At 62.8% G+C, this 21444-nt stretch carries 20 protein-coding genes; 10 read left to right on the forward strand and 10 right to left on the reverse strand.

Features of this window, described 5'->3' with window-relative positions:
• The 3 genes from RG2_RS05025 to RG2_RS05035 all read right to left on the reverse strand — a co-directional run bounded on the left by RG2_RS05025 (position 1) and on the right by RG2_RS05035 (position 1970).
• Positions 1-705, reverse strand: a complete 705-nt coding sequence (locus tag RG2_RS05025) for a sigma-70 family RNA polymerase sigma factor (protein ID WP_033231332.1) — start codon at positions 703-705, stop codon at positions 1-3.
• 85 nt (positions 706-790) lie between these two features.
• Positions 791-1450: a fasciclin domain-containing protein gene (locus tag RG2_RS05030; protein ID WP_033231331.1), complete on the reverse strand. Its 660-nt coding sequence runs from the start codon at positions 1448-1450 to the stop codon at positions 791-793.
• 223 nt (positions 1451-1673) lie between these two features.
• Entirely contained in the window at positions 1674-1970 is a 297-nt protein-coding gene (locus RG2_RS05035; RefSeq protein ID WP_033231330.1) for a WhiB family transcriptional regulator, read from the reverse strand.
• A 581-nt stretch (positions 1971-2551) separates the two neighbouring features.
• Here RG2_RS05035 and RG2_RS05040 point away from each other — a divergent pair.
• The 3 genes from RG2_RS05040 to RG2_RS05050 all read left to right on the forward strand — a co-directional run bounded on the left by RG2_RS05040 (position 2552) and on the right by RG2_RS05050 (position 5067).
• Positions 2552-3373, forward strand: coding sequence for a hypothetical protein (locus tag RG2_RS05040; RefSeq protein WP_230589971.1), 822 nt, complete (start codon positions 2552-2554; stop codon positions 3371-3373).
• Positions 3374-3566: 193 nt separating this feature from the next.
• Entirely contained in the window at positions 3567-4145 is a 579-nt protein-coding gene (locus RG2_RS05045) for a sigma-70 family RNA polymerase sigma factor (RefSeq protein WP_033231328.1), read from the forward strand.
• Positions 4138-5067, forward strand: a complete 930-nt coding sequence (locus RG2_RS05050; protein WP_033231327.1) for an anti-sigma-D factor RsdA — start codon at positions 4138-4140, stop codon at positions 5065-5067. Before RG2_RS05045 ends, RG2_RS05050 begins: the two co-directional genes overlap by 8 nt.
• Before the next feature lie 118 nt (positions 5068-5185).
• On the opposite strand, the gene RG2_RS05055 is transcribed toward RG2_RS05050, so the two are convergent.
• Positions 5186-5590 carry a DUF5319 domain-containing protein gene (locus tag RG2_RS05055; RefSeq protein WP_033231326.1) on the reverse strand — a complete coding sequence of 135 codons (405 nt, stop codon included), beginning with the start codon at positions 5588-5590 and terminating at the stop codon, positions 5186-5188.
• 245 nt (positions 5591-5835) lie between these two features.
• Here RG2_RS05055 and guaB point away from each other — a divergent pair, with 245 nt between their 5' ends.
• The 4 genes from guaB to guaA all read left to right on the forward strand — a co-directional run bounded on the left by guaB (position 5836) and on the right by guaA (position 12135).
• Positions 5836-7359 (forward strand): IMP dehydrogenase, encoded by a 1524-nt coding sequence (gene guaB, locus RG2_RS05060; RefSeq protein WP_033231537.1) that lies wholly within the window; start codon positions 5836-5838, stop codon positions 7357-7359.
• Positions 7360-7400: 41 nt separating this feature from the next.
• Positions 7401-8540 (forward strand): GuaB3 family IMP dehydrogenase-related protein, encoded by a 1140-nt coding sequence (locus RG2_RS05065; protein WP_033231325.1) that lies wholly within the window; start codon positions 7401-7403, stop codon positions 8538-8540.
• A 176-nt stretch (positions 8541-8716) separates the two neighbouring features.
• Positions 8717-10459: a GMC oxidoreductase gene (locus tag RG2_RS05070; RefSeq protein ID WP_033231324.1), complete on the forward strand. Its 1743-nt coding sequence runs from the start codon at positions 8717-8719 to the stop codon at positions 10457-10459.
• A gap of 104 nt (positions 10460-10563) precedes the next feature.
• Entirely contained in the window at positions 10564-12135 is a 1572-nt protein-coding gene (gene guaA / locus RG2_RS05075) for a glutamine-hydrolyzing GMP synthase (RefSeq protein WP_033231323.1), read from the forward strand.
• Positions 12136-12205: 70 nt separating this feature from the next.
• Here the strand turns inward: guaA and RG2_RS05080 are convergent, their stop codons facing one another.
• Both RG2_RS05080 and RG2_RS05085 read right to left on the reverse strand, forming a co-directional pair.
• A complete protein-coding gene (locus RG2_RS05080; RefSeq protein WP_033231322.1) occupies positions 12206-12442 on the reverse strand; it encodes a hypothetical protein in 237 nt (78 codons plus the stop codon).
• On the reverse strand, positions 12442-13770 hold the full coding sequence (locus RG2_RS05085; protein ID WP_033231321.1) for a PspC domain-containing protein: 1329 nt from the start codon (positions 13768-13770) through the stop codon (positions 12442-12444). Before RG2_RS05085 ends, RG2_RS05080 begins: the two co-directional genes overlap by 1 nt.
• A 93-nt stretch (positions 13771-13863) precedes the next feature.
• On the opposite strand from RG2_RS05085, the gene RG2_RS05090 reads away from it, so the two are divergent.
• From RG2_RS05090 to RG2_RS05100, 3 genes are read left to right on the forward strand one after another with little or no spacing between them, the layout of a single operon-like run.
• Positions 13864-15195: an ATP-binding protein gene (locus tag RG2_RS05090; protein ID WP_033231320.1), complete on the forward strand. Its 1332-nt coding sequence runs from the start codon at positions 13864-13866 to the stop codon at positions 15193-15195.
• Positions 15192-15851, forward strand: coding sequence for a response regulator (locus RG2_RS05095; protein ID WP_033231319.1), 660 nt, complete (start codon positions 15192-15194; stop codon positions 15849-15851). The genes RG2_RS05090 and RG2_RS05095 overlap by 4 nt, the downstream gene beginning before the upstream one ends.
• 40 nt (positions 15852-15891) lie before the next feature.
• Positions 15892-17346: an MFS transporter gene (locus RG2_RS05100; RefSeq protein ID WP_033231536.1), complete on the forward strand. Its 1455-nt coding sequence runs from the start codon at positions 15892-15894 to the stop codon at positions 17344-17346.
• 8 nt (positions 17347-17354) lie between these two features.
• Here the strand turns inward: RG2_RS05100 and RG2_RS05105 are convergent, their stop codons facing one another.
• From RG2_RS05105 to RG2_RS05120, 4 genes are all read right to left on the reverse strand, one after another.
• Positions 17355-18560 carry an MFS transporter gene (locus tag RG2_RS05105; protein ID WP_033231318.1) on the reverse strand — a complete coding sequence of 402 codons (1206 nt, stop codon included), beginning with the start codon at positions 18558-18560 and terminating at the stop codon, positions 17355-17357.
• 86 nt (positions 18561-18646) lie between these two features.
• Positions 18647-20053, reverse strand: a complete 1407-nt coding sequence (locus RG2_RS05110; protein ID WP_033231317.1) for a sensor histidine kinase — start codon at positions 20051-20053, stop codon at positions 18647-18649.
• A complete protein-coding gene (locus tag RG2_RS05115; protein WP_033231316.1) occupies positions 20050-20748 on the reverse strand; it encodes a response regulator transcription factor in 699 nt (232 codons plus the stop codon). Before RG2_RS05115 ends, RG2_RS05110 begins: the two co-directional genes overlap by 4 nt.
• A 53-nt stretch (positions 20749-20801) precedes the next feature.
• Positions 20802-21443 carry a phosphatase PAP2 family protein gene (locus RG2_RS05120; protein WP_033231315.1) on the reverse strand — a complete coding sequence of 214 codons (642 nt, stop codon included), beginning with the start codon at positions 21441-21443 and terminating at the stop codon, positions 20802-20804.
• Between the last annotated feature and the right edge of the window lies 1 nt (position 21444).

Genomic DNA, 21444 nt, shown 5'->3' on the forward strand with positions numbered 1-21444 from the left:
TCAGTTCACCCCCAGACATCTGCGTAGCCGGAGTAGTCCGTCGCGGATTCGTGACTTTATCGTGGGTATCGCCACGCCGAGGTCTTCGGCTACTTCTCGGTACGTTCGCCCGCCGTAGTACGCCAATGTCAAAGCTTCTCGCTGGGTCGCCGTCACCGATTCCAAACAGTCGGTGACGGCGCGATGTTCGTCTTTGCGAGTGACTTCTTCGCTGACGACGTCGAATTCGGGAGTCGAATTCGTGGTGTCGTACAGGGCCTGTCGATCCGTACTCGACTGTTCCGAACGCACCCGGTCGACGGCTCGTCGGTGAGCAAGAGTGAGTAGCCACGATAAGGCCGACCCGCGAACCGGATCGAAGGTGTCCACCGTTTTCCAGGCCTGGAGATACACCTCTTGGACAGTTTCTTCGGAGAAACCCGGATCGCGAAGGACCCGGAGAACCATCCCGTGCACGCGTGAACTGGTCCGGTCGTAGAACTCGGCGAATGCCGATTGATCGCCCCGAGCGACATTCTCGAGGATCAGCGCGAGTTCGCGGGATTCCGTGATCCGGGCGGTGCGCGCTGCAGAATTGTCGGTCGGACAAGCGTCGGTGTGCTCTGGGGCCTCGTTCGGTTCACTCACGTCGCGTGGCTCACCCGAGCTGAGTAATCCCGCCCCGAAGGTTCGTGTTGTTTCATCGACTACAACCGTAGCGTGCATGTCCGGTTCTTTTCTGTTGGCCCGCCGCTACTGCTGTGCGCCTTTGGTAACCGACGCGGTTGGCAAAGGCGCACAGCAAGGGGGATTACTGCGGCATCAACACCGAATCGATGAGGTAGACGGTGGCATTTGCGGTCTTGACGCCACCACAGAGGACGGTTGCGTCATTGACCTTGATGTCGTCGCCCGATCCGGTGACGGTGACCGTTCCACCTTCGGCGGTGGTGTGGGTGCCGTCGATATCGGCGGGAGCGATCTGACCGGGAACCACGTGATAGGTGAGGATCTTCGTCAGTGTTGCGCTGTCGGTCTTGAGGCTGTCGATTGTGGCCGGGTCGATTTTCGCGAAGGCGGCGTCGACGGGAGCGAAGACGGTGAACTCACCACCGTTGAGGGTGTCGACCAGATTGACGTCCGGATTGAGCTGACCGGATACGGCCGCGGTCAGTGTGGTGAGGAGCGGATTGTTCGACGCGGCTGTCACGACCGGGTCCTGCGCCATTCCGCTGACCGAGCCGGCGCCGGTCGGCACTGCCGCTGCGTAGTCCGCGCAACCTGCCCCGACGAGATCCGATGCGGGGTCTGCCATTGCACTGGTCGTCGACATCGACATGCTCGACGTTGTCGTCGCAGCGCTGGACGTGGCATCTGACGAATCATCGCTGTCGGATGAACAACCGACAATGCCGACAAGTGCGAATGACGCTGCTGCCGTGACTGCCAGAACTCGAGTGGAGGTGTTCATGGGTCTGCCTTCCGTAGATGAAGTGCCGGTGTGCACGTTCCGTACAAGGCATTCGGAGTCAGCAGTGAGGTGGATGGGTCGAGACACGAAAAGACCTCGAGACACGAGAAAGCCCCCGAGTTCGTCGGGGGCTCTCTGGTCTCGGTCTGCGGGGTAAGCAGGTTGTGCAGTGCAGTGCAGTGAAGGGGAGGGGAGAAGGAGGCTTGGTTTGACCTACGAGGTTCTACGACGCCAGGCGGCCGTTCCGGCGGTGGCGTGCATACAGCTCGCGTTCGGTTTCCGACATCCCGCCCCAGATGCCGTACGGCTCGGAGACGGTCAGTGCGTGAGAGCGGCACTGAATGAGAACCGGGCACTGGTGGCACATTTCCTTGGCTCGCGTTTCGCGTTGCGCTCGGGCTCGTCCGCGTTCGCCGTCCGGGTGAAAGAACATCGAGGAGTCGACTCCGCGGCACAGTCCGTGCATCTGCCAGTCCCAGATGTCTGCGTTCGGCCCGGGAAGATGATTAGGTGCAGGCATGTTGACTCCTTACTGCAAGCTCGTCGTGATCAACGAGCGGACCAAGTAGCCCGAAGATTATCCGGGCTTTCTATCGTTCACGCTTGCTAACCGTAAGGGTGCTGAGTAAATCGCGTCAATAGCCTCGATGAGTGGTGAGCGGCATATCTCGCAAAGCAAGATTTAACGAGAGAAATATTTACATTTCGACCACCTCGTGTGTAAGTGATCCGTTGCCGAATAGTTGACAGTGTGGAGTGATGTGTAAAGTTCTGCAGATATTCCTCGTCTGAAGTGGCAGATCAGGGGGAGTATTCGTATTATGGACAAAGCGGAATCGCTCGTGGCCGTCTGTGATTGTCGGCGTTCTAGCGCGACCTTCGAATGACTGAATTGGGACTAAGTTCCCAATTCGCACTTTGGACGTTTGTCCATTAGGTAACCCGCAGTTAACCTAATGGATATGCATTCGTTAATAATTCAAGAAAATGAAAGTTTCAATTTCAGTTGAACATTTGGTGAATGGCTCCGGAATCACGGGTGTTGCATCTTGCGGTCCCCTCGCGGCGATCTGTGGTCGAGGGCACTGCAATGATTTGACCGTGTCGACAACTCTTCAGTCCGTGGCATTCGGGACAGAGCCCGGACTTGCGCCGCTTTCCGCTCCGGCAACCATCGAGGAGTGGTGGTTGAGCGCCGTCGCACTCGGTGGTCAGGGGCGGTATGCGCAGGCGCGTGCCGCCTTGAACGTCGTGGATCGGCGCACCGCCGGCCTGGCCGCAGATGGCGACTGTGTGTATGCCTCGTTGTCCGCAAGCACGCGGGCGTCATTCCTGCGGCAAACGGGCTGGCATGGGAAGGCGTCATACGACGACGGACGTGCTCTTGCCATTGTCGCCGGACGAGGTGACTCTCCCGAGTTGGTCGCTGCCGCCTGTGACGCGTTGACCGGCCTTGCAGCCGACGCTCTCGGTCAGGGCCGCCTGGCGCTGGGATGGCGCCTGCTCGAGCGCTGCGCGGAGCAGATCAACCGTCTGGAAGGCGAGTCGGCGCGGTTGTGGCGTCAGGTGATCAGGCTCGAGTGGGTCTCGGCAGAACTTGCGCTCGCTTCCGGTGATTTCACGCGGGCGCTTCGACACGCTGAGCGTGCTGTCGAACTCGCCGCCGGTGGTGATTCGCTCAGGCACAAGGTCAAGTCGGACCTCTTGCGATGCGCTGCGCTCACAGGTTTCGATCCGGTCCAGGCGGCAATGCTTGCAGGTGAAGTGTTCGATGAGTGTCGTTCGTCTGGATTACTACCGTTGGCGTGGGCGTCGTCGATGCTGATCGAGGGTGTGAGCGGGAGTCCCACGACACCGAACTCGGCCGCACTCGGCGCTGCGGTTGCGGCACGCGGGGGAGTGTTCCGTGAACTGTCCCTGTGAGGTGCGCCACCGATGTGCCTCTGTGAGGTGTGCCACGCGGTAGCCGACGAGTTGTACACGTCGAAACATTGCCGCGGCGGGCCAGGCCTGCGCGGACCAGTCGGTCTGGATGGTTACTCTTAGAGGGTTCCGCTGTTAGTGGAAGCACACCCGCTCGGGAAGTGCCACTGTAACGCCAGGATTTTCGCTGACGATGACAAATACGAGCGATGAGTTGGACTCCGCGGTCGCCGCTGCAGCGCAGGGCGACCGTACAGCTCTAGCTTTGGTTTTGGAAAACATTCGACCCATGGTGGTGCGCTATTGCCGTGGTCGGGTGGGTGCGGCGGAGAGAGGCCACTTGTCGGCCGACGATGTCGCGCAGGAGGTGTGTCTCGCCGTGATGACCGCGTTGCCGCGTTATCAAGATCAGGGACGCCCCTTCATGGCTTTTGTGTACGGCATTGCTGCACACAAGGTTGCTGACGCCCATCGAAGCTCCGCCCGTAACAAGTCGGAGCCCGTAGCCGAAGTACCGGATGTAATTGCACTTGACGATGGACCCGAGCAGCGAGCGCTCGATTCGGAATCCAGCCGGCACATGCAGGAACTGCTCGGCACCTTGCCGGAGAAGCATCGAGAGATCTTGATTCTCCGGTTGGTTGTCGGACTGTCGGCTGAAGAAACGGCCGCCGCCGTCGGGAGTACCGCCGGAGCTGTACGAGTCGCCCAGCACAGGGCGATCGCGAAACTGAAAAAAGTAGTAACGAAAGCGGGTGAGAGCTATGGCTAGAGACGAGAATCGTGATTCTTCCGATCTCGATGACCTCACAGCCGGTCTCGCCGACGACGGTGCACCGGTGGATCTGGCTGCGGTTCGGCGCGACGACGCGCTGATCGAGGCAATTTCCCATGGTGGGCCGGTAGCAACCGATAGCACTGAGCAGTACGAACTGGCGTTGATTCTGTCGAAGTGGCGCGATGACGTCGTGTCGACCCCGATGCCGGAGGGCCCACTTCTCGACGATGTGATCGCAGCGATCGAATCGGCGCCCCCCAGCATTGCCGATCGCGAACGTTCTCGTTCACGTCTTCGTCTACTGCGCCCCGTTGCCGCTGCGGCAGCTGTCGCAGCGGTGGTGATCGGTGGCGGCTCGATGCTCACGTACGGGGCTGAACCGGGCGACGCACTGTGGGGTGTGAAGCAGGTTGTCTTCACGGAAGAAGCTAATTCGACAGTCGCGAAGATCGACACCACGTCCGAGCTCGAGAAGGCTGAGCGGTTGTTGGCCGCCGGGGATATTCCCGAAGCGAAGAAGGTTCTGGACAACGCTGCCCAGCGTGCCGGTGCTGTGAAGGATTCGCAGGCGAAGACGGATCTCGTAGAACGCTGGGGCAAGTTGATGACCCAGGTTCAGGAAACAACTACTCAGGCTGCGCCGCCGCCGTTGACCACAACTGACGGGCTGACAACGCTCGAGCCCCCGCCGGTGACGTCGATTCCCGTTTTGCCTGGCCCGACCTCGGATCTGGAGTTGCCGGGTACCAATCCGACGACATCGACGCCCAACCCAGCGATAGTTGCGCCGTCGTCAACAGTCCCGAGTCCGTCGGCGAACCCGACGACAACAACAACGACAACGTTGCCGACGACAACTACCCCGTCCTCGTCGAGGACGACAACAACGTCGCCGAATGTGAACACGCCGTCCTGAGCGTCGCGAGACCTGTTAGGCAGCAACGTAAATCAGTAGCAACGTAGTTCAGTAGCAACGGAATCAAAAACAGTGGGCCGGCAAGCGTAATGCTTGCCGGCCCACTGTTGTCAGTGTGTCAGGCGTCGAATCCGTCGCCGTGCATCGCTTCGTTCATGGATGCGTCGGCGTATCCACGGCAGTAGTCCCACGTGACATATGCCTCAGGCATGGGATCGTAGGCGGGTTCGTGAGGCCGAACCGTGCCGTCGACGAGGAGTTGAAGCAGGTTTGCCCGCAACATGTCCCAGTCGTGGTAGTGGTCCTGTTGGCAGTCCTCGCAGCACACCACGAGGCCGCGGATGCCACGATGAGCGAGGAGAGCCTCGTATACGGCGAGGTCAGCGAGATCTTCCTCGACTGCCTGCCGTTCTTGGGGGTCGAGTGGTTGACCCGGCTCGATGGCATCGAGTGCCGCGGAAGGGTCAGCGGGGTCGCCGGCAAAGGGATCTGGCGGCAGACCGGGAGGCAGTTGATCACGCACAGCACCACGGTACGCAGGTCAGGGGGGTCAGCGCCACTCGTTACGCGTACTTGCAGCGTGGGTGGGATGGTTCGGACCAATGTGCGGCCCGATACCATGGTGTTCAACGCCGGGAAAAGGTGCCAGGAATATCTTTCTGTGCAGGTGCCTTCTATCCGATATCCAGCTTTCGTAATCCGCTTCGAGGCAGCTGTTACAGCGGCTGCCGAACAGGCGAATCTAGGTCCATGGAGGGTCCTGACCGCATGACTAGTTCTGCAGGGCATGTACACACCGGAGGAGACGACCCCAACAAGGTCGCGATGCTCGGGCTGACATACGACGACGTACTGCTGTTGCCTGCAGCGTCCGATGTCATTCCGAGCCAGGTCGATACGTCGAGTCAGCTGACCCGCGATATCCGTCTGCGAATCCCGTTGGTCAGTTCGGCGATGGACACGGTCACCGAGTCGCGGATGGCCATTGCCATGGCCCGCGCGGGCGGAATGGGCGTTCTGCACCGCAATTCGTCCGTGGAGGTCCAGGCCGGCCAGGTCGAGACCGTCAAGCGTTCGGAGGCCGGCATGGTCACCGATCCGGTCACGTGTAAGCCGTCGGACACGATGGGTGAGGTCGACGCGAAGTGCGCTCGCTTCCGTATCTCGGGTCTGCCGGTCACCGACGACGCCGGACAGTTGGTCGGCATCGTCACGAACCGTGACATGCGTTTCGAGGTCGACCAGAATCGTCCGGTCGCCGAGATCATGACCAAGATGCCGTTGATCACAGCGCAAGAGGGCGTCACCGCTGACGTCGCGCTCGGTCTGCTTCGCCGTCACAAGATCGAGAAGCTTCCGATCGTGGACGGGAACGGCAAGCTTACGGGCCTGATCACGGTCAAGGACTTCGTGAAGACCGAGCAGCATCCGTTTGCCACCAAGGACCGTGACGGTCGTCTGCTCGTCGGTGCTGCGGTCGGTGCGGGCGATGATGCCTTCCAGCGTGCGATGGCGCTTACCGACGCCGGTGTGGACGTACTGGTGGTGGACAGTGCACACGGGCATTCGTCCAATGTTCTCGACATGATCGTCAAGCTCAAGCACGAATTGGGCGAGCGGGTTCAGATCATCGGTGGCAACGTCGCTACGCGCTCGGGTGCATTGGCACTCGTCAACGCAGGCGTCGATGCCGTCAAGGTCGGCGTTGGTCCCGGTTCCATCTGCACGACCCGTGTCATTGCCGGCGTCGGTGCTCCCCAGGTCACGGCCATCCTCGAAGCAGTCGCGGCATGCAAGCCTCTCGGCATTCCCGTGATCGCCGACGGTGGTCTGCAGTTCTCCGGCGACATCGCCAAGGCGCTTGCCGCCGGTGCGTCGACGGCCATGCTCGGCTCGCTCCTTGCGGGTACGGCCGAATCGCCGGGTGAACTGATCCTGGTGGGCGGCAAGCAGTTCAAGAGCTATCGCGGTATGGGCTCACTGGGCGCGATGCAGTCGCGCGGTGAGGCCAAGTCGTACTCCAAGGATCGCTACTTCCAGGACGACGTTCTCTCCGAGGACAAGTTGGTTCCGGAAGGCATCGAGGGTCGTGTTCCGTTCCGCGGACCACTCTCGCAGGTGACGCATCAGCTCACCGGCGGTTTGCGTGCGGCAATGGGTTACACGGGCTCTGCGACGATCGAGCATCTCCAGAACGCTCAGTTCGTCCAGATCACGGCTGCGGGACTCAAGGAAAGCCACCCGCACGACATCACCATGACGGTCGAAGCGCCCAATTACGCTGCCCGCTAAGTTCAGTTCGCTAGTTCACCAGTCACGAGAAAGGGGCGCGCGTGCGCGACCTCGTTGAAATCGGAATGGGTCGTACGGCCCGTCGTACCTACGAACTGGACGATGTGAACATCGTTCCCTCCCGGCGGACTCGTTCGTCGAAGGAGGTGTCGACGACGTGGCAGATCGACGCGTACAGGTTTGACATTCCCATCCTCGCTCACCCGACGGACGCGTTGGTCTCGCCGACGTTCGCAATCGAATTGGGCAAGCGCGGCGGGCTCGGCGTCATCAACGGCGAGGGCCTGTGGGGCCGTCATGCCGATGTCGAGGCCAAGCTGGCTCGTCTTGTCGAGATCGCCGAAACCGACGGTGGCGTCGACGCCGCGATCCGCTACCTGCAGGAACTGCATGCGGCGCCGTTGCAGGCGGAATTGCTGGCAGCAGCGGTCGCACAGGTTCGTGACGCGGGGGTCACGACGGCGGTTCGCGTCAGCCCGCAGAATGCGCGGGCCCTGACGCCGGCACTGGTCAAGGCCGGAATCGACCTGCTGGTCGTTCACGGCACGATCATCTCCGCCGAGCATGTCGTGCGCACGGAGGAAGAGCCGCTCAACCTCAAGACGTTCATCTCCGAGCTCGACGTTCCGGTTATCGCCGGTGGTGTGAGTGACCACCGCACGGCGCTGCACTTGATGCGGACCGGTGCGGCGGGCGTCATCGTCGGCTACGGATCTTCCGAGGGTGCAACCACGACGGGTGAGGTTCTGGGTATCGGGGTGCCGATGGCTACCGCTATCGCCGATGCCGCTGCGGCTCGCCGCGACTACCTCGACGAGACGGGTGGGCGTTACGTCCACGTCATCGCCGACGGTGACATCGCTACGTCTGGTGACCTGGCAAAGGCGATCGCGTGCGGCGCGGACGCTGCTGTTCTCGGCACGCCGTTGGCTGTGTCGGCTGAAGCTGCAGGCGGCGGTTGGTACTGGCCGTCCGCTGCTGCGCACCCTTCGGTTCCTCGTGGCGCGCTCCTTCCGGTTTCCTACGGCGAGCGGCCTTCGCTGGACAAGGTTCTGGCCGGGCCGTCCGACGATCCGTACGGTTCGCTGAACTTCGTCGGCGGTTTGCGTCGTTCCATGGCAAAGGCCGGCTACTCCACTCTCAAGGAGTTCCAGAAGGTCGGACTGACAGTCCGCGCCTGATTTGTCTGCATCTGTGGCCCTGGCTTCCTATGGGAAGTCAGGGCCACAGGTCTATGTTCAGGACTTTCGCGCGTTGGTGATACTTATGGTTACGCTTAGGGCACCCTTGTGGTGGCAGTCACAGCATTCGGGTGCATACTGACGGGTAACTACGTTTTCACGGTGGAGGTGTCCTGATGGGCAAGCAACGCGCGACGGATTACGACGTCCTGATTGTCGGATCCGGATTCGGCGGAAGCGTGAGCGCGCTTCGCCTTGTGGAGAAGGGCTACAAGGTAGGTGTCATCGAAGCGGGCCGACGGTACGCCGATGCAGAGTTCGCGAAGACGAGCTGGGATCTGAAGAAGTTCTTGTGGGCGCCCAAGCTGGGTTGCTTCGGTATTCAGCGGGTTCACCTGCTGCGCGACTGCTTGATTCTGGCCGGCGCGGGAGTGGGCGGTGGTTCGCTGAACTACGCGAACACGCTCTACCAGCCGCCGGAGCCGTTCTTCCAGGACAAGCAGTGGGCGCACATCACCGATTGGCGCAGCGAGCTCACTCCCTACTACGAGCAGGCGCAGAAGATGCTCGGTGTTGTGCGGAACCCACACATGACGCCGGCCGACGAGATCATGAAGTCGGTCGCAGACGACATGGGCGTCGGGGACACCTTCATTCAGACGCCGGTCGGGGTGTACTTCGGTGAGCCGGGCAAGAAAGCCGCCGACCCGTACTTCGGTGGTGTCGGTCCCGAGCGCACCGGGTGCATCGAGTGTGGCGAGTGCATGACCGGCTGCCGCCACGGCGCCAAGAACACGCTCCTCAAGAACTACCTCGGCTTGGCCGAGACCGCGGGCGCCGACATCATTCCCATGACCACCGTCTCGGGACTTCGCGAGCACCATGACGGCACGTGGGATGTGTTCACCGAGCGCACCGGTGCATACGCGCGCAAGAACCGTCGGACGTACACCGCCGCTCATGTGATTCTCGCGGCCGGAACCTGGGGAACGCAGCACTTGTTGTTCGACATGAAGGACACCGGAGCGCTACCAAAGCTGTCCGGCACACTGGGCGAACTCACGCGCACCAACTCCGAATCCATTGTCGGCGCAGGCAAATACAAGGTCGATCCCAATCTCGATCTCACGCACGGAGTTGCGATCACGTCGTCGTTCCACCCCAGCGAGGACACGCATATCGAGCCGGTTCGCTACGGCAAGGGTTCCAATGCGATGGGCCTGCTGCAGACTCTGATGACCGACGGCGGTGGAGACAAGCCACGGTGGGTCAAGTTCCTCGGTGTGGTCGCGAAGAATCCGTATCAGATGCTGCGCATGCTCACGGTCAAGGACTGGAGCGAGCGAACCATCATCGCCCTGGTCATGCAGAACCTCGACAACTCCATCACCACGTACACGAAGAAAGGCCTGTTCGGCCGTCGCAAGGTCACCAGCAAGCAGGGCCACGGTCAGCCGAATCCGACGTGGATCCCCGAGGGCAACGACGCGACGCGTCGGGTTGCCGAGAAGATCGACGGCGTTGCCGGTGGCACGTGGGGCGAGATCTTCAACGTCCCGCTGACAGCGCACTTCCTCGGCGGTTGCGCTATCGCCGAGGACGCTGACCGCGGCGTGATCGATCCGTATCACCGCGTCTTCGGCTATCCGACGCTCAGCGTCGTCGACGGTGCCGCGGTGTCCGCGAACCTCGGCGTGAACCCGTCGCTGACCATCGCGGCGCAGGCTGAGCGTGCGGCGTCGCTGTGGCCGAACAAGGGGGAGGCAGACCTTCGTCCAGCTCAGGGCAGTGGCTACGAGCGGTTGACTCCGATCGCCCCCAAGTCGCCGGTGGTACCGGCGTCGGCACCGGCGGCACTGGTTCTTCCGATTGTGAAGATCACGGGCGGAAAGAAGACGGCAGCGCCCGGAGTGGCATAACACTGTGGCGTAGCGAGGTGATCTTCGTCGCCCCCGGACTCTCGTATGCTGCGCAGAGTCCGGGGGTGCGCAGGTTCGCTAGCTGGGGCGATTAGACTGCACGTGTGGCAGATATCGAGCAGCAGAGACCAGTTCTTGTCGTCGACTTCGGTGCGCAGTACGCGCAGCTGATCGCACGTCGAGTCCGTGAGGCCAAGGTCTACTCGGAGGTGATTCCGCACACCATGACCGTCGAGGAGATCGTGGCCAAGAAGCCCTTGGCTGTGGTGCTCTCCGGCGGGCCGTCCAGCGTGTATGCCGACGGCGCTCCGAAGCTCGATCCGGCACTGTTCGACCACGACATTCCGGTGTTCGGCATCTGCTACGGATTCCAGGCGATGGCCGGAGCTCTCGGCGGCACCGTGGCCGAGACCGGCACCCGTGAATACGGTCGTACCGACATCTCGGTGTCCGGTGGCCTGCTCCACGACGGACTTCCCGCGACGCAGCCGGTGTGGATGAGCCACGGCGACGCCGTCACCGAAGCGCCTTCGGGATTCGAGGTCACCGCGACCAGTGACGGCGCTCCCGTCGCAGCGTTCGAGGATCGCGCCCGCAAGCTCGCCGGCGTTCAGTACCACCCCGAGGTTCTGCATTCCCCGCACGGACAGCAGGTTTTGAGCCGCTTCCTGCACGAGATCGCCGGTATTCCGGCAGCGTGGACGGCGTCCAACATCGCCGACGCGCTCATCGAGCAGGTGCGTGAGCAGGTCGGCGACGGACACGCCATCTGTGGTCTGTCCGGTGGAGTCGACTCCGCTGTTGCGGCTGCATTGGTTCAGCGCGCTATCGGCGACCGGTTGACCTGTGTGTTCGTCGATCACGGTCTGATGCGTGCCGGTGAGCGCACCCAGGTCGAGAAGGACTTTGTTGCCGCGACGGGCGCTCGCCTGATCACGGTCGACGCCGCCGACACCTTCATCGGTGAACTGGCCGGCGTCACCGATCCCGAAACCAAGCGCAAGATCATCGGCCGCGAATTCATCCGCAGCTTCGAAGGCGCTGTCAGCGATGTCCTGGGCGAGAACGCTTCTCAGGGCGCAACTGTCGACTTCCTCGTTCAGGGCACCCTGTACCCGGACGTCGTGGAGTCCGGTGGCGGCACCGGCACCGCAAACATCAAGAGCCACCACAACGTCGGCGGCCTGCCGGAAGATCTGCAGTTCAAGCTGGTCGAACCGCTGCGCCTGTTGTTCAAGGACGAGGTCCGCGCAGTCGGCCGCGAACTCGGCTTGCCGGAAGAGATCGTCGGACGCCAGCCGTTCCCCGGACCGGGCCTTGGTATCCGCATCATCGGCGAGGTCACCCGTGACCGCCTCGAAATCCTCCGCCAGGCGGATTCCATTGCGCGTGAAGAACTCACGTCCGCAGGCCTCGACGGAACGATCTGGCAGTGCCCGGTTGTCCTCCTCGCCGACGTGCGCAGCGTGGGCGTGCAGGGCGACGGCCGGACCTACGGCCACCCGATCGTCTTGCGTCCGGTCTCGAGTGAAGACGCGATGACCGCAGACTGGACGCGCTTGCCGTACGAGACCCTCGAGCGCATTTCCACGCGCATCACCAATGAGGTTCCGGACGTCAACCGCGTTGTTCTCGACGTGACGAGCAAGCCGCCGGGAACAATCGAGTGGGAGTGAGCTGATTACTGTGCGCCTTCATCAACCGACCGCGGTTGATGAAGGAGCACAGTGTTATTTGTGGTTCGAGCTATTTGCGGTTCGGCAGAATCACCAGCAGTAGGCCGGCGATGACTGCTGCTCCCACGAACAGCCACCGGAATTGAATGTCTGCTGCCGGGGCAAGGGAGAAGGGTCCGAGTAGTGCCCATCCGCTGACCAGGAATGCCGCGATTCCCGCGATCAGCAGAAGTGCGGACGGGCGCTTGGACTTCGGGGTTTCCTCGTGTTCTTCGGTGCTGGTACCAATGTCGTCGTAGTCGCTCATTACTGGTGTACCTCCAAGGCTCCGAATGTGGCTTTGGCGTTGATCGTCACGGTGGGGGCATCAGGTCCGGCCGCTGCGCCGGCGTGGACTCCACCGTCGAGGCAACGGGATCCGTCACCCATCACGACTGTGCAGTCGTTCTGTGCCTTGACCGTCGGCGGCAGCAATACCTTGAACTCGCCGAATGCCGCCGAGACGTCGATGGTCTTGTCCTCGGTGAACGTGAGCTCGCTCAGATCCAGTGTGAAGCTGCCGAAGCCGCCGGAGTATGAGGACTGAATCTCGGACACGCTGGCCGGTGTCCACTTCTGCTCACCTGACGCGTCGAACTCGAGCGGGTAAACCAGCGACGCGAGGATCACGAAGCCGACGAGCGGTCCGGTGACGATCAGCAGCCCGTATCCCTTGCGGAAGAACGCCCCGAAGATCAATCCGAGTGCGATCACGGCAAGTCCGACTGCCCCGACACGGCCGGGGGTGAACCAGTCGTTGCCGGTTGCTGCGCCTGCGGCACCGACTGCGGTGGCGGCGATGATCGCCAGGCCCAGGACGGTCAGGGTCCAGCGGGAGCGTCGACGGCGAGGCGGAAGCGGTAGCAGGGGAGGGTTCTTGGTCACGGGGTCGGGGAGATCCCAGGCGAAGGGAGCAACGCCGAGCGGGTCCCACGCGGGCGGCGTGATGGCGGGCTCGCTCTTCGAAAGATCAACTGCTGGTGCCGATTCCGATGACGAAGTTGCTGCGGCTGGATCCGTGGGAACGTAGCTGTCAGGAAGCTTGGTGTACGGCGTGTACGTCGGCGGCTGGTTCGGGGCGAAATATCCCGGGGTGAATGGTCCCGGGGTGAATCCTGTTCCGGGATAGACCGTTCCGGCGCCGATGTGCTGCGTGGACGACGGTGGCAGCACCGGTGGGACAGGTTGGCGTTGGTAGAGCAGCCACAGGCCGCCGAGCATCAGCATGACGCCGATCAGTCCGGAACCGCCCTGGCCGGCGCCGAGCGGACCGATCGTAGTCGCGGCGATAGCAAGGGCTACCACCAGGACGATGGTTTTGGTGTGCTTGTCCGAGCGGTGGCGACGACCCGGCGCCGCTGCGGTTTGGCCGATGTCGGCGCGCGGGAAAGTCAGCCAGGCCACGACGTACAGCAAGATTCCCGAGCCGCCGAAGATGGTGGAGATGACAAAGGCAACGCGCACGAGGATCGGGTCGACACCGTATCGGTATCCGATTCCTGCGCATACGCCGGCAACGTGACCCTGGTCCGGTAGACGCACGGGGCGGGTCCGCCACAGATCGTTGATCTGTTCCTGGAAGGTCGGATTACTCATGGCTCCATCGTGGTGTGTTCGAGGGTGTTGCCGCATCAGGGGTGAACCCTGATCTTTGGCGCGCTCCTGGCCTGACTTCAGGGTTGGACCCTGATGTGCTCGAGCAGGGTTCGTGCCAGTATCGACTATGTGCAATCTGTGTCTGATCCCGCGCTCGTGAGTGCGCCGCTGCCGATACGAAAGTTGGAGCGGCGCTCCGGCGGTCGAATTGTGGGTGGTGTTGCCGGCGGTATCGCGGATCACCTTGGTATCGACGCGCTGAAGGTCCGTGTCGCGTTTGCGATTCTGGCTGCGATGGCCGGTGCGGGCATCGTCGCGTACGGAATTCTCTGGGTTTTCGTGTCGGCGGGTACCGACACCGAGAAGCCGAGCGCGGCAGAGCGACAGCGTGCTTACGGTCTGGCCGTTCTCGGTCTGGGCGGCGCGGCGGCGTTGTCGTGGTTGTTCAGCGGCACGGCGGGTTCTGTACTGGCGCCGTTTTTTGTTGTTGCGGTCGGTGCGGCACTGGTGTGGCGGGAGTTCGATTCCGAAGGCCCTCGTACCGTCATCGGGTTGCCGGCGCGGCCGACCGTCCTGACGTGGACGCGCGTGGTGGGCGGCGCATCGATGATCGTGCTGGGGTTGGCGGTCGTGGTGTTGGCGCAAGTCGACATCGACGCGTTGCGGTCGTCGTTGTTGGCCGTCGTCGTGACGTTGATCGGCGCCGGTTTGCTGACGGTTCCGTTGTGGTTGCGGATGTGGCGGGCGCTCGGGGCTGAGCGGGCCGCTCGAATTCGCAACGACGAGCGTGAAGAGATCGCGTCACACCTGCATGATTCGGTGTTGCAGACGTTGGCGTTGATCCAGAAGCAGTCCGACAATCCGGTGGAAGTGGCGCGGCTTGCCCGTGGGCAGGAGCGCGAGCTTCGGAAGTGGTTGTTCAGTGGTGGCGAGATCGACCACACGAGCCTGACCGAAGGGCTCAAGATCATCGCGGGTGAGGTGGAGGATCAGCACGGTGTGACGGTGCGTCCGGTGACGGTGGGTGACGTGCAGTTGGACGGCGAGGACGGTCTGTCGAAGGAAGCGTTCACCGCACTTCTCGGCGCTACGCGTGAGGCTCTGGTCAACGCAGCGAAGCACTCCGGCGAGAAGGAGATCAACCTGTTTGCCGAGGTGGAAGGTGATCAGGTGAGTATCTTCGTTCGAGATCGCGGTGTCGGATTCGACGTCGACGCGGTACCAGAGGACCGTCAAGGTCTGGCCAAGTCGATTCGCGGCCGGATCGAGCGTCGTGGTGGCCGCGTCGTGGTTCGCTCCACCATCGGCAAGGGGACGGAAATCCGGGTACACATGCCGCTCGGGGGCAAGACGAGCACCGACTCTGACTTACAGTGGGACGAGCCCGCCGACCTTGTCGACAACCCGGAGGAAGCGCCCCAGTGACAGTTTTGCCCACACCCCCGTATCGCGTATTCCTTGTCGACGATCACGGGGTGTTCCGCTCCGGGGTTCGGGCCGAATTGTCCCGTGAAGACGACATGGAGATTGTTGGTGAGGCCGGCGGGGTGGCCGAAGCGATCGCCGGGATCAACTCCACGAAACCCCACGTGGTCCTGCTCGACGTACACATGCCGGACGGCGGCGGAGTGGCTGTGCTGCGCGGGATAGATTCCGGTCCGGTGTGCTTGGCACTCAGCGTTTCCGATGCGGCTGAGGACGTCATCGCGGTAATCCGGGCGGGTGCTCGGGGCTACGTCACCAAGACGATTTCGGGTGCCGAACTGGCCGACGGTGTCCGCCGGGTCGCAGGCGGCGACGCCGTCTTCGGGCCCAGGCTGGCGGGTTTTGTGCTCGACTCCTTCACCGGTCGATCCGCGGCACCGGAACCACAACTCGATCCGGAACTCGATTCACTGACTCCCCGTGAACTCGAAGTCCTGCGGTTGCTCGCGCGGGGGTACACCTACCGCGAGATTGCGGAGGAGCTGGTGATCTCCGTGAAAACCGTCGAGACGCATGCGTCCAATGTCCTGCGAAAGACTCAGCAGTCCAACCGCAATGCGCTGACACGCTGGGCTCATCGCCGCCAGATCGACTGAACTCTTCCGCGAGCGTCCACGAACGCGCACCATGGACCACATGACAGAACCACTGGCGCTGGCGTCGAGTCGTGGGCGTTGGGTTGTTGCCGCCACGGTTCTCGGTTCGAGCATGGCTCTTCTCGACGGCACGGTGGTCAACATTGCGCTACCGCACATCGGCGAGGAGTTGGGTTCCGGGGTAGCGGGCCTGCAGTGGACGCTCAGCGGGTACACGTTGGCTCTGGCGTCGTTGATTCTGCTCGGCGGCGCTCTGGGGGACCGGTGGGGTAGGCGCCGGGTGTTCGTGTGGGGCACGGTGTGGTTCGCGGTGGCGTCGCTGCTGTGCGGCATTGCTCCCGACATCACATTTTTGGTGGTGGCGCGAATCCTGCAAGGCGTGGGTGCGGCACTGCTGACGCCGGGCAGTCTGGCCATCATCTCGGCGTCGTTGCGTGAGGAGGATCGGGGCGCTGCCATCGGTTTGTGGTCTGGACTCGGGGGAGTTGCGGGAGCGATAGGTCCGCTGTTCGGTGGCTGGCTCGTGGAGGTCGCCGGGTGGCGGTCGGTGTTCTTCCTGAACTTGCCGTTGGCTGCTCTTGTCGTGTGGGCGAGTGTGCGGCACGTTCCGGAGAGTCGCGACCCGCATCCTCCGGAACGTCTGGATGTACTCGGATCTGCCTGTGCGGTAGTCGGTCTCGGTGCGTTGACCTACGGGTTGATCGAGATGAACCTGGTCGCGGGAGTGGTCGGCGCTCTCGTGTTGTGCCTGTTTGTCGTTGTGGAGCGACGGTCGCCGAGTGCGGTGGTGCCGCCGTCGCTGTTCCGGTCGAGAATGTTTGTCGCCGCCAATCTGGTGACTCTGGCGGTATACGCGGCGCTGGGCGGTGTGTTCTTCCTGCTGGTGCTGCAGTTGCAGCTGGTCGCGGGCTATTCGCCGGTGGCAGCGGGGGTCGCTACGGTGCCGATCACGGTGGCGCTATTGCTCTTTTCCTCGCGCGCCGGTAGGTACGCGCAGATTCACGGACCCCGGTTGCCGATGACCGCCGGGCCGGCAGTGGCTGCAGTGGGATTGGTGTTGATGACGAGGATCGGGGTCGACGCGTCGTACCTCACCGACGTGCTACCCGGAGTTCTCGTGTTCGGACTGGGTTTGTCGGTGATGGTCGCGCCGCTGACCGCGGCCGTGTTGGGGTCGGTTCCGGTGGAGCAGTCGGGAATTGCGTCGGGTGTGAACAACGCCGTTGCCCGAACCAGTCAGCTCCTGGCTGTTGCCGCGTTGCCGGGAATCGCGGGGATCAACACCGAAGCTCTGGCGGATCCGGCGCTGTTCTCCGACGGATTCACGATCGCGATGTACATCTGTGTGGGACTGCTGTTGCTCGGTGCGGCTATCGCGGCCGTACTGATCCGCGCTCCGGCGGCGCCGCCGATGCCGGAAACGGATTCGGTTGCCTGCAAACCACATTGTGATCTGACGGGGCCTGCGGTACAACCGAGTCGGGCCCAGGATTAGGCGCTGGACTAGACGCTGATATCTCGATCGTGGCTCGGTACCAACGGGATTGCCGCGGCGGGGAAGGCGGCGACTATCGCAAACGCGATGGGATACCCGACCACACCGATGAGTGCGCCGACCACCGGCCCCACGGCGGACGCGGCAATGAATTGTCCGGTGTTCTGAGCGCCCAACGCTTTTCCCTGCCAGGTAGGCCCGGCCGCTTCGGCGACGGACGTGAACGCCAAGCCGTTGTCCGCGACACTGACAGTGGTGGCGATCAGCAGCACCAACGCCGGGATTCCCCACGGGGCGGCGTCGGCGGCAGCCATGGCCAGCATGACAACGGCGGCAGACATCGACACCAGGCGAAGCGGGCCGACCCGGCTACCGGCGCGGTCACTCCACATCCCGACGACGATGCGTCCCAGCGCCCCGACGAACTGTGACGCTCCGATGAGCAGGCCGGCCGGGGCGGCTTCCCAGTGTTGTTCGTTGATCAGCCAGACCAGTCCGAATGTCGACAGTGTGAACTGCGGAAACACCAGGAGAGCTGACGCCAGGTGGATGCGCCACAGGAAGGAGTTCGAACGGTAGGGGTTGGCGGCCGCGACCGGTGCCTGTGCGGTGGTGGCGGGCCGCGGGGGATTGACCAGGACAAGTGCGCAGACCACTGCGAGTGCGCCGTTCAGAACCACGGACAGAGCAACCGCCGAACCGATTCCCGAGTGCGCAGCCAGCGTCGGAACGGTGACCGACGCGATGGTGACGCCCAAGGGTTGGGACATCTGCCGGATGCCCATCGCCAATCCGCGGCGGTCCTTCGGAAACCAGCCGACAACCACGCGTCCGCTGGCGGCATTGGTGCTGGCGGCCGACATGCCGCCGAACAGGAACGCGATACCGAGCAACGCGTAATTGTCGGTGGTGGTGGCAGCCAGGGCCGCAACGGCGGTCAAGGCAAGTCCGATCGAGATGACCCACTTCTCTCCGAATCTGTCGGCCAACGCTCCCCAGGCCACGAGCGTGAGGACCATACCGAAAGTGGGCGCTGCAGCCAGAGTTCCGGCCTGCGCCAGTGAGAGACCGTGCTCGGAATGCAGGAGTGGGATCAGGAAGGCGGGAGTGCTGACGAAGACGGTTCCGGCGGCTTGGGCGGCAACACCGAGGGCAAGCATCGTCCATGCCCGCGGTGTGACTACCGATTTTTCCAACCGTGACGCCTCAGTCATGGTGAGCCTCCCGATCCTTCTTAGCTTGAGGGCTCTGACGGTACTCCGACTGTTTCACATGCTGAAACTAGAATCCCAGAATGTGGTCATGCCTCGTGGCTGGCGATGGGGAGGTGAACAGTGAAGACCGTGTGTCCGTCCACCTGGTCGACACCGATGGTGCCGCCGTGCAAGTGGATGTTCTCGACTGCGAGGGAAAGTCCCAATCCGCTGCCCTCGCTGCGTCCTCGTGCGGTGTCTACCTTGTAGAACCGGCGAAAGATTGCCTGCCGGTCCTGGGGCAAAATGCCGGGTCCTTGGTCGACGACGGCGATGACGGCGTAGCCGGGTTCGGCGCTGAGTTCGACCCGTACCGGGGGTGAACCGTGCCGCAGTGCGTTGCCGACGAGGTTGGCGACGACTATGTCGATCCGACGCGAATCCACTCTGGTGCTGATGCTTTCGGGCGCGTCGAGCTCGACGGTTTCGGTCCAGCCGCGGCTTGCCAGTGTGCGCTCGGTCAGTTCGACGAGATCGACGTCGTCGAGGACGAGGCGTGCCTGCTGTGAGTCGTGGCGAGACATTTCGATCAGATCCTCGACGAGTCGAGTGAGTTTGCCGATCTCACTGCTCACGATGCGTGCGGCGGCACCGGCGTCGGGCGGAAGGTTGGGGATCTCTTCGCGAAGTATTTCACTGACCGGCACCAGTGCGGCCAGTGGCGTTCGCAGCTCGTGAGAGACGTCGGCGACAAACCGTCTTGCCTGCTCTTCGGATTCTTCGAGACCTTTGATCACCGCTTCGTTGCGTGCGACCATGTTGTTGAATGTTGTTGTCACCTGGGCAAGTTCGGCTACTCCGTTTTCCGGAAGGCGGACGCTGAGATCGCCGTCGGCGGCACGGGCGGCGGCCGCGTCGAGACGCTTGAGCGGACGTACCAGCGTCGACGCGATCCAGAAGCCGAGCAGACCGCTGACCAGCACGCCGGCAGCGAGGGTGAGACCGACGACTCGGAGCAGGTCGTCGAACTTGTCCTGTACCCCCACCAGTGGCCGGACGGTGACAGCTTTCACCAGTGTCTGGTTGTCGTAGCCGTCCTCCGCGGTCGTGTCCGTGACGTTGACGGACATCCCCAGCAGGATGCGCTCGGAGTCGAGTCTCTCGAAGCGGATCAGTTTCGAACTGTCCAAACCGCTGTCGAAGCTCGGCGGGATCGTCGCGGGATCGACGGATCCTTGGCGAACTACTTCACCGTCTGTGATCAGGGTCAGATCGGATGGGAAGACCTGTGAGAGGTTGGCGGGTGTCAACCCGTCGACCGGCATGCCGTCGAGGGACTGTAGCTCGTCGCGAAATTGTGCCGTTGCCACGTCCTGAGCATTGGAATAGATCCACGACCGCGCCATGAGCGATACCGCGCCGGCTGTTCCTCCGGCGATGATGAGGACGATTGCGATGAACACCAGCACGAGCCGGGTCCGCAGACCGTCGACGCGCAGCCAGGCGGGTCTCATCGACCTGAGCCGGTGTTGAAGCGATATCCGAAGCCGCGCACGGTTTCGATGACTGTCGGTACGGCCGGGTCGTCCTCGATCTTTCCACGCAGTCGCTGCACCGCTGCGTCGACGATTCGGGAATCACCCAGGTACTCCTGGTCCCAGGCTGCGGACAACAACTGTCGACGACTGAGAACCTGTCCGGGATTCTCGGTCAGTGCCAGGATCAGCCGGAGCTCGGTCGGGGTCAGGGTCAGCAGCGTTCCGCCCTTGCGGACCTGCAATGACGATCGATCCAGTTCCAAGTCGCCGAATGTCTCTGCCGCCGGTGCTGCATCTGTTCGCGTCGTTGCGGGCGCCGACCGACGCACGACAGCTTTGATGCGAGCGTCGAGGACACGCGGACTGGCCGGTTTGACGACGTAGTCGTCGGCGCCGGCCTCGAGGCCGGCAACGGTGTCGATGTCGTCGGATCGAGCGGTGAGAATGATGATCGGGATCGAACTACGCGTGCGGATGCGTCGACAGATCTCGTAACCGTCGGCACCCGGGAGTCCGAGGTCGAGCAGGACGAGGTCGGTGGTGGTGAGTACGTCGTCGAAATCACTGTTGCCGTCGGGGCGATGGCTGACGTTGTGCCCGAGTCGGTTCAGTCCCAACGTGATTGCCTCGGCCACGGCTGGATCGTCTTCGATGAAAAGGATATTCACCATGATTAGGGGCCTTCCGGGGTCGGAGCAATCTCGGTCAGCCCACGGTACAGGTGTCACACTTTCGAGAGCCGTTCGTTGCCGGAGTTTGCCAGTACCGCGTGCCGTGCGGCGGTGGTGTTCAACGGAAATGCCGACACGGCGAGGGTGTAGCAACCGACGAGGAGTAGTGCACCCAGCACGTCACTCGGCCGGTGCCATTGCAACACGACTACCGAGATCGCGGTCCCGATGGTGATCAGCGCGCCGTTGACGGCGACGACGCCCCGCCACCTGGCCGGTGTGACGAGCACTGTCGCGCAGACCAGAGCAGTGATGGCGGTGAGAGTCCCGCTGGGGAAGGAATTATGCATGACAAGACCGTTCAGGTCTGGTCGATCCAGCGACTGTTTGAGAACCCAGGCCGTCGTGATGGGGCCGAGGGTCACGACGGCGACGCGCAGTGCCAGCGCAATCGGGTTGTTGCGCAACGTGATCATGAGTACCACGAGCACTCCTCCCACTATCAGGATCGGGGTGAGCAGGCCGATGAACTCAGTGGAGAACACGCCGAGGACTTCAGACGTGGCCGCGCCCACCATGAGTTGTTGATCGACGATCTGGCCACCGGCAGTGTTGACCGCCAATTCGAATTCGATTACTCCGAGGATCAAGAGTGCCAGTGCGGCAAACAGTCTCGCTGGTTTGACTCGTGTCATG

Origin of the sequence: Rhodococcus globerulus NBRC 14531, assembly GCF_001894805.1 — a bacterium.
GTDB lineage: Bacteria > Actinomycetota > Actinomycetes > Mycobacteriales > Mycobacteriaceae > Rhodococcus_F > Rhodococcus_F globerula.

Coding starts and splice junctions, on each gene's coding strand:
- RG2_RS05025 (WP_033231332.1), bottom strand. CDS start 705: ATGCACGCTACGGTTGTAGTCGATGAAACAACACGAACCTTCGGGGCG.
- RG2_RS05030 (WP_033231331.1), bottom strand. CDS start 1,450: ATGAACACCTCCACTCGAGTTCTGGCAGTCACGGCAGCAGCGTCATTC.
- RG2_RS05035 (WP_033231330.1), bottom strand. CDS start 1,970: ATGCCTGCACCTAATCATCTTCCCGGGCCGAACGCAGACATCTGGGAC.
- RG2_RS05045 (WP_033231328.1), top strand. CDS start 3,567: ATGACAAATACGAGCGATGAGTTGGACTCCGCGGTCGCCGCTGCAGCG.
- RG2_RS05050 (WP_033231327.1), top strand. CDS start 4,138: ATGGCTAGAGACGAGAATCGTGATTCTTCCGATCTCGATGACCTCACA.
- guaB (WP_033231537.1), top strand. CDS start 5,836: ATGACTAGTTCTGCAGGGCATGTACACACCGGAGGAGACGACCCCAAC.
- RG2_RS05070 (WP_033231324.1), top strand. CDS start 8,717: ATGGGCAAGCAACGCGCGACGGATTACGACGTCCTGATTGTCGGATCC.
- RG2_RS05080 (WP_033231322.1), bottom strand. CDS start 12,442: ATGAGCGACTACGACGACATTGGTACCAGCACCGAAGAACACGAGGAA.
- RG2_RS05085 (WP_033231321.1), bottom strand. CDS start 13,770: ATGAGTAATCCGACCTTCCAGGAACAGATCAACGATCTGTGGCGGACC.
- RG2_RS05090 (WP_033231320.1), top strand. CDS start 13,864: ATGTGCTCGAGCAGGGTTCGTGCCAGTATCGACTATGTGCAATCTGTG.
- RG2_RS05100 (WP_033231536.1), top strand. CDS start 15,892: ATGACAGAACCACTGGCGCTGGCGTCGAGTCGTGGGCGTTGGGTTGTT.
- RG2_RS05105 (WP_033231318.1), bottom strand. CDS start 18,560: ATGACTGAGGCGTCACGGTTGGAAAAATCGGTAGTCACACCGCGGGCA.
- RG2_RS05110 (WP_033231317.1), bottom strand. CDS start 20,053: ATGAGACCCGCCTGGCTGCGCGTCGACGGTCTGCGGACCCGGCTCGTG.
- RG2_RS05115 (WP_033231316.1), bottom strand. CDS start 20,748: ATGGTGAATATCCTTTTCATCGAAGACGATCCAGCCGTGGCCGAGGCA.
- RG2_RS05120 (WP_033231315.1), bottom strand. CDS start 21,443: ATGACACGAGTCAAACCAGCGAGACTGTTTGCCGCACTGGCACTCTTG.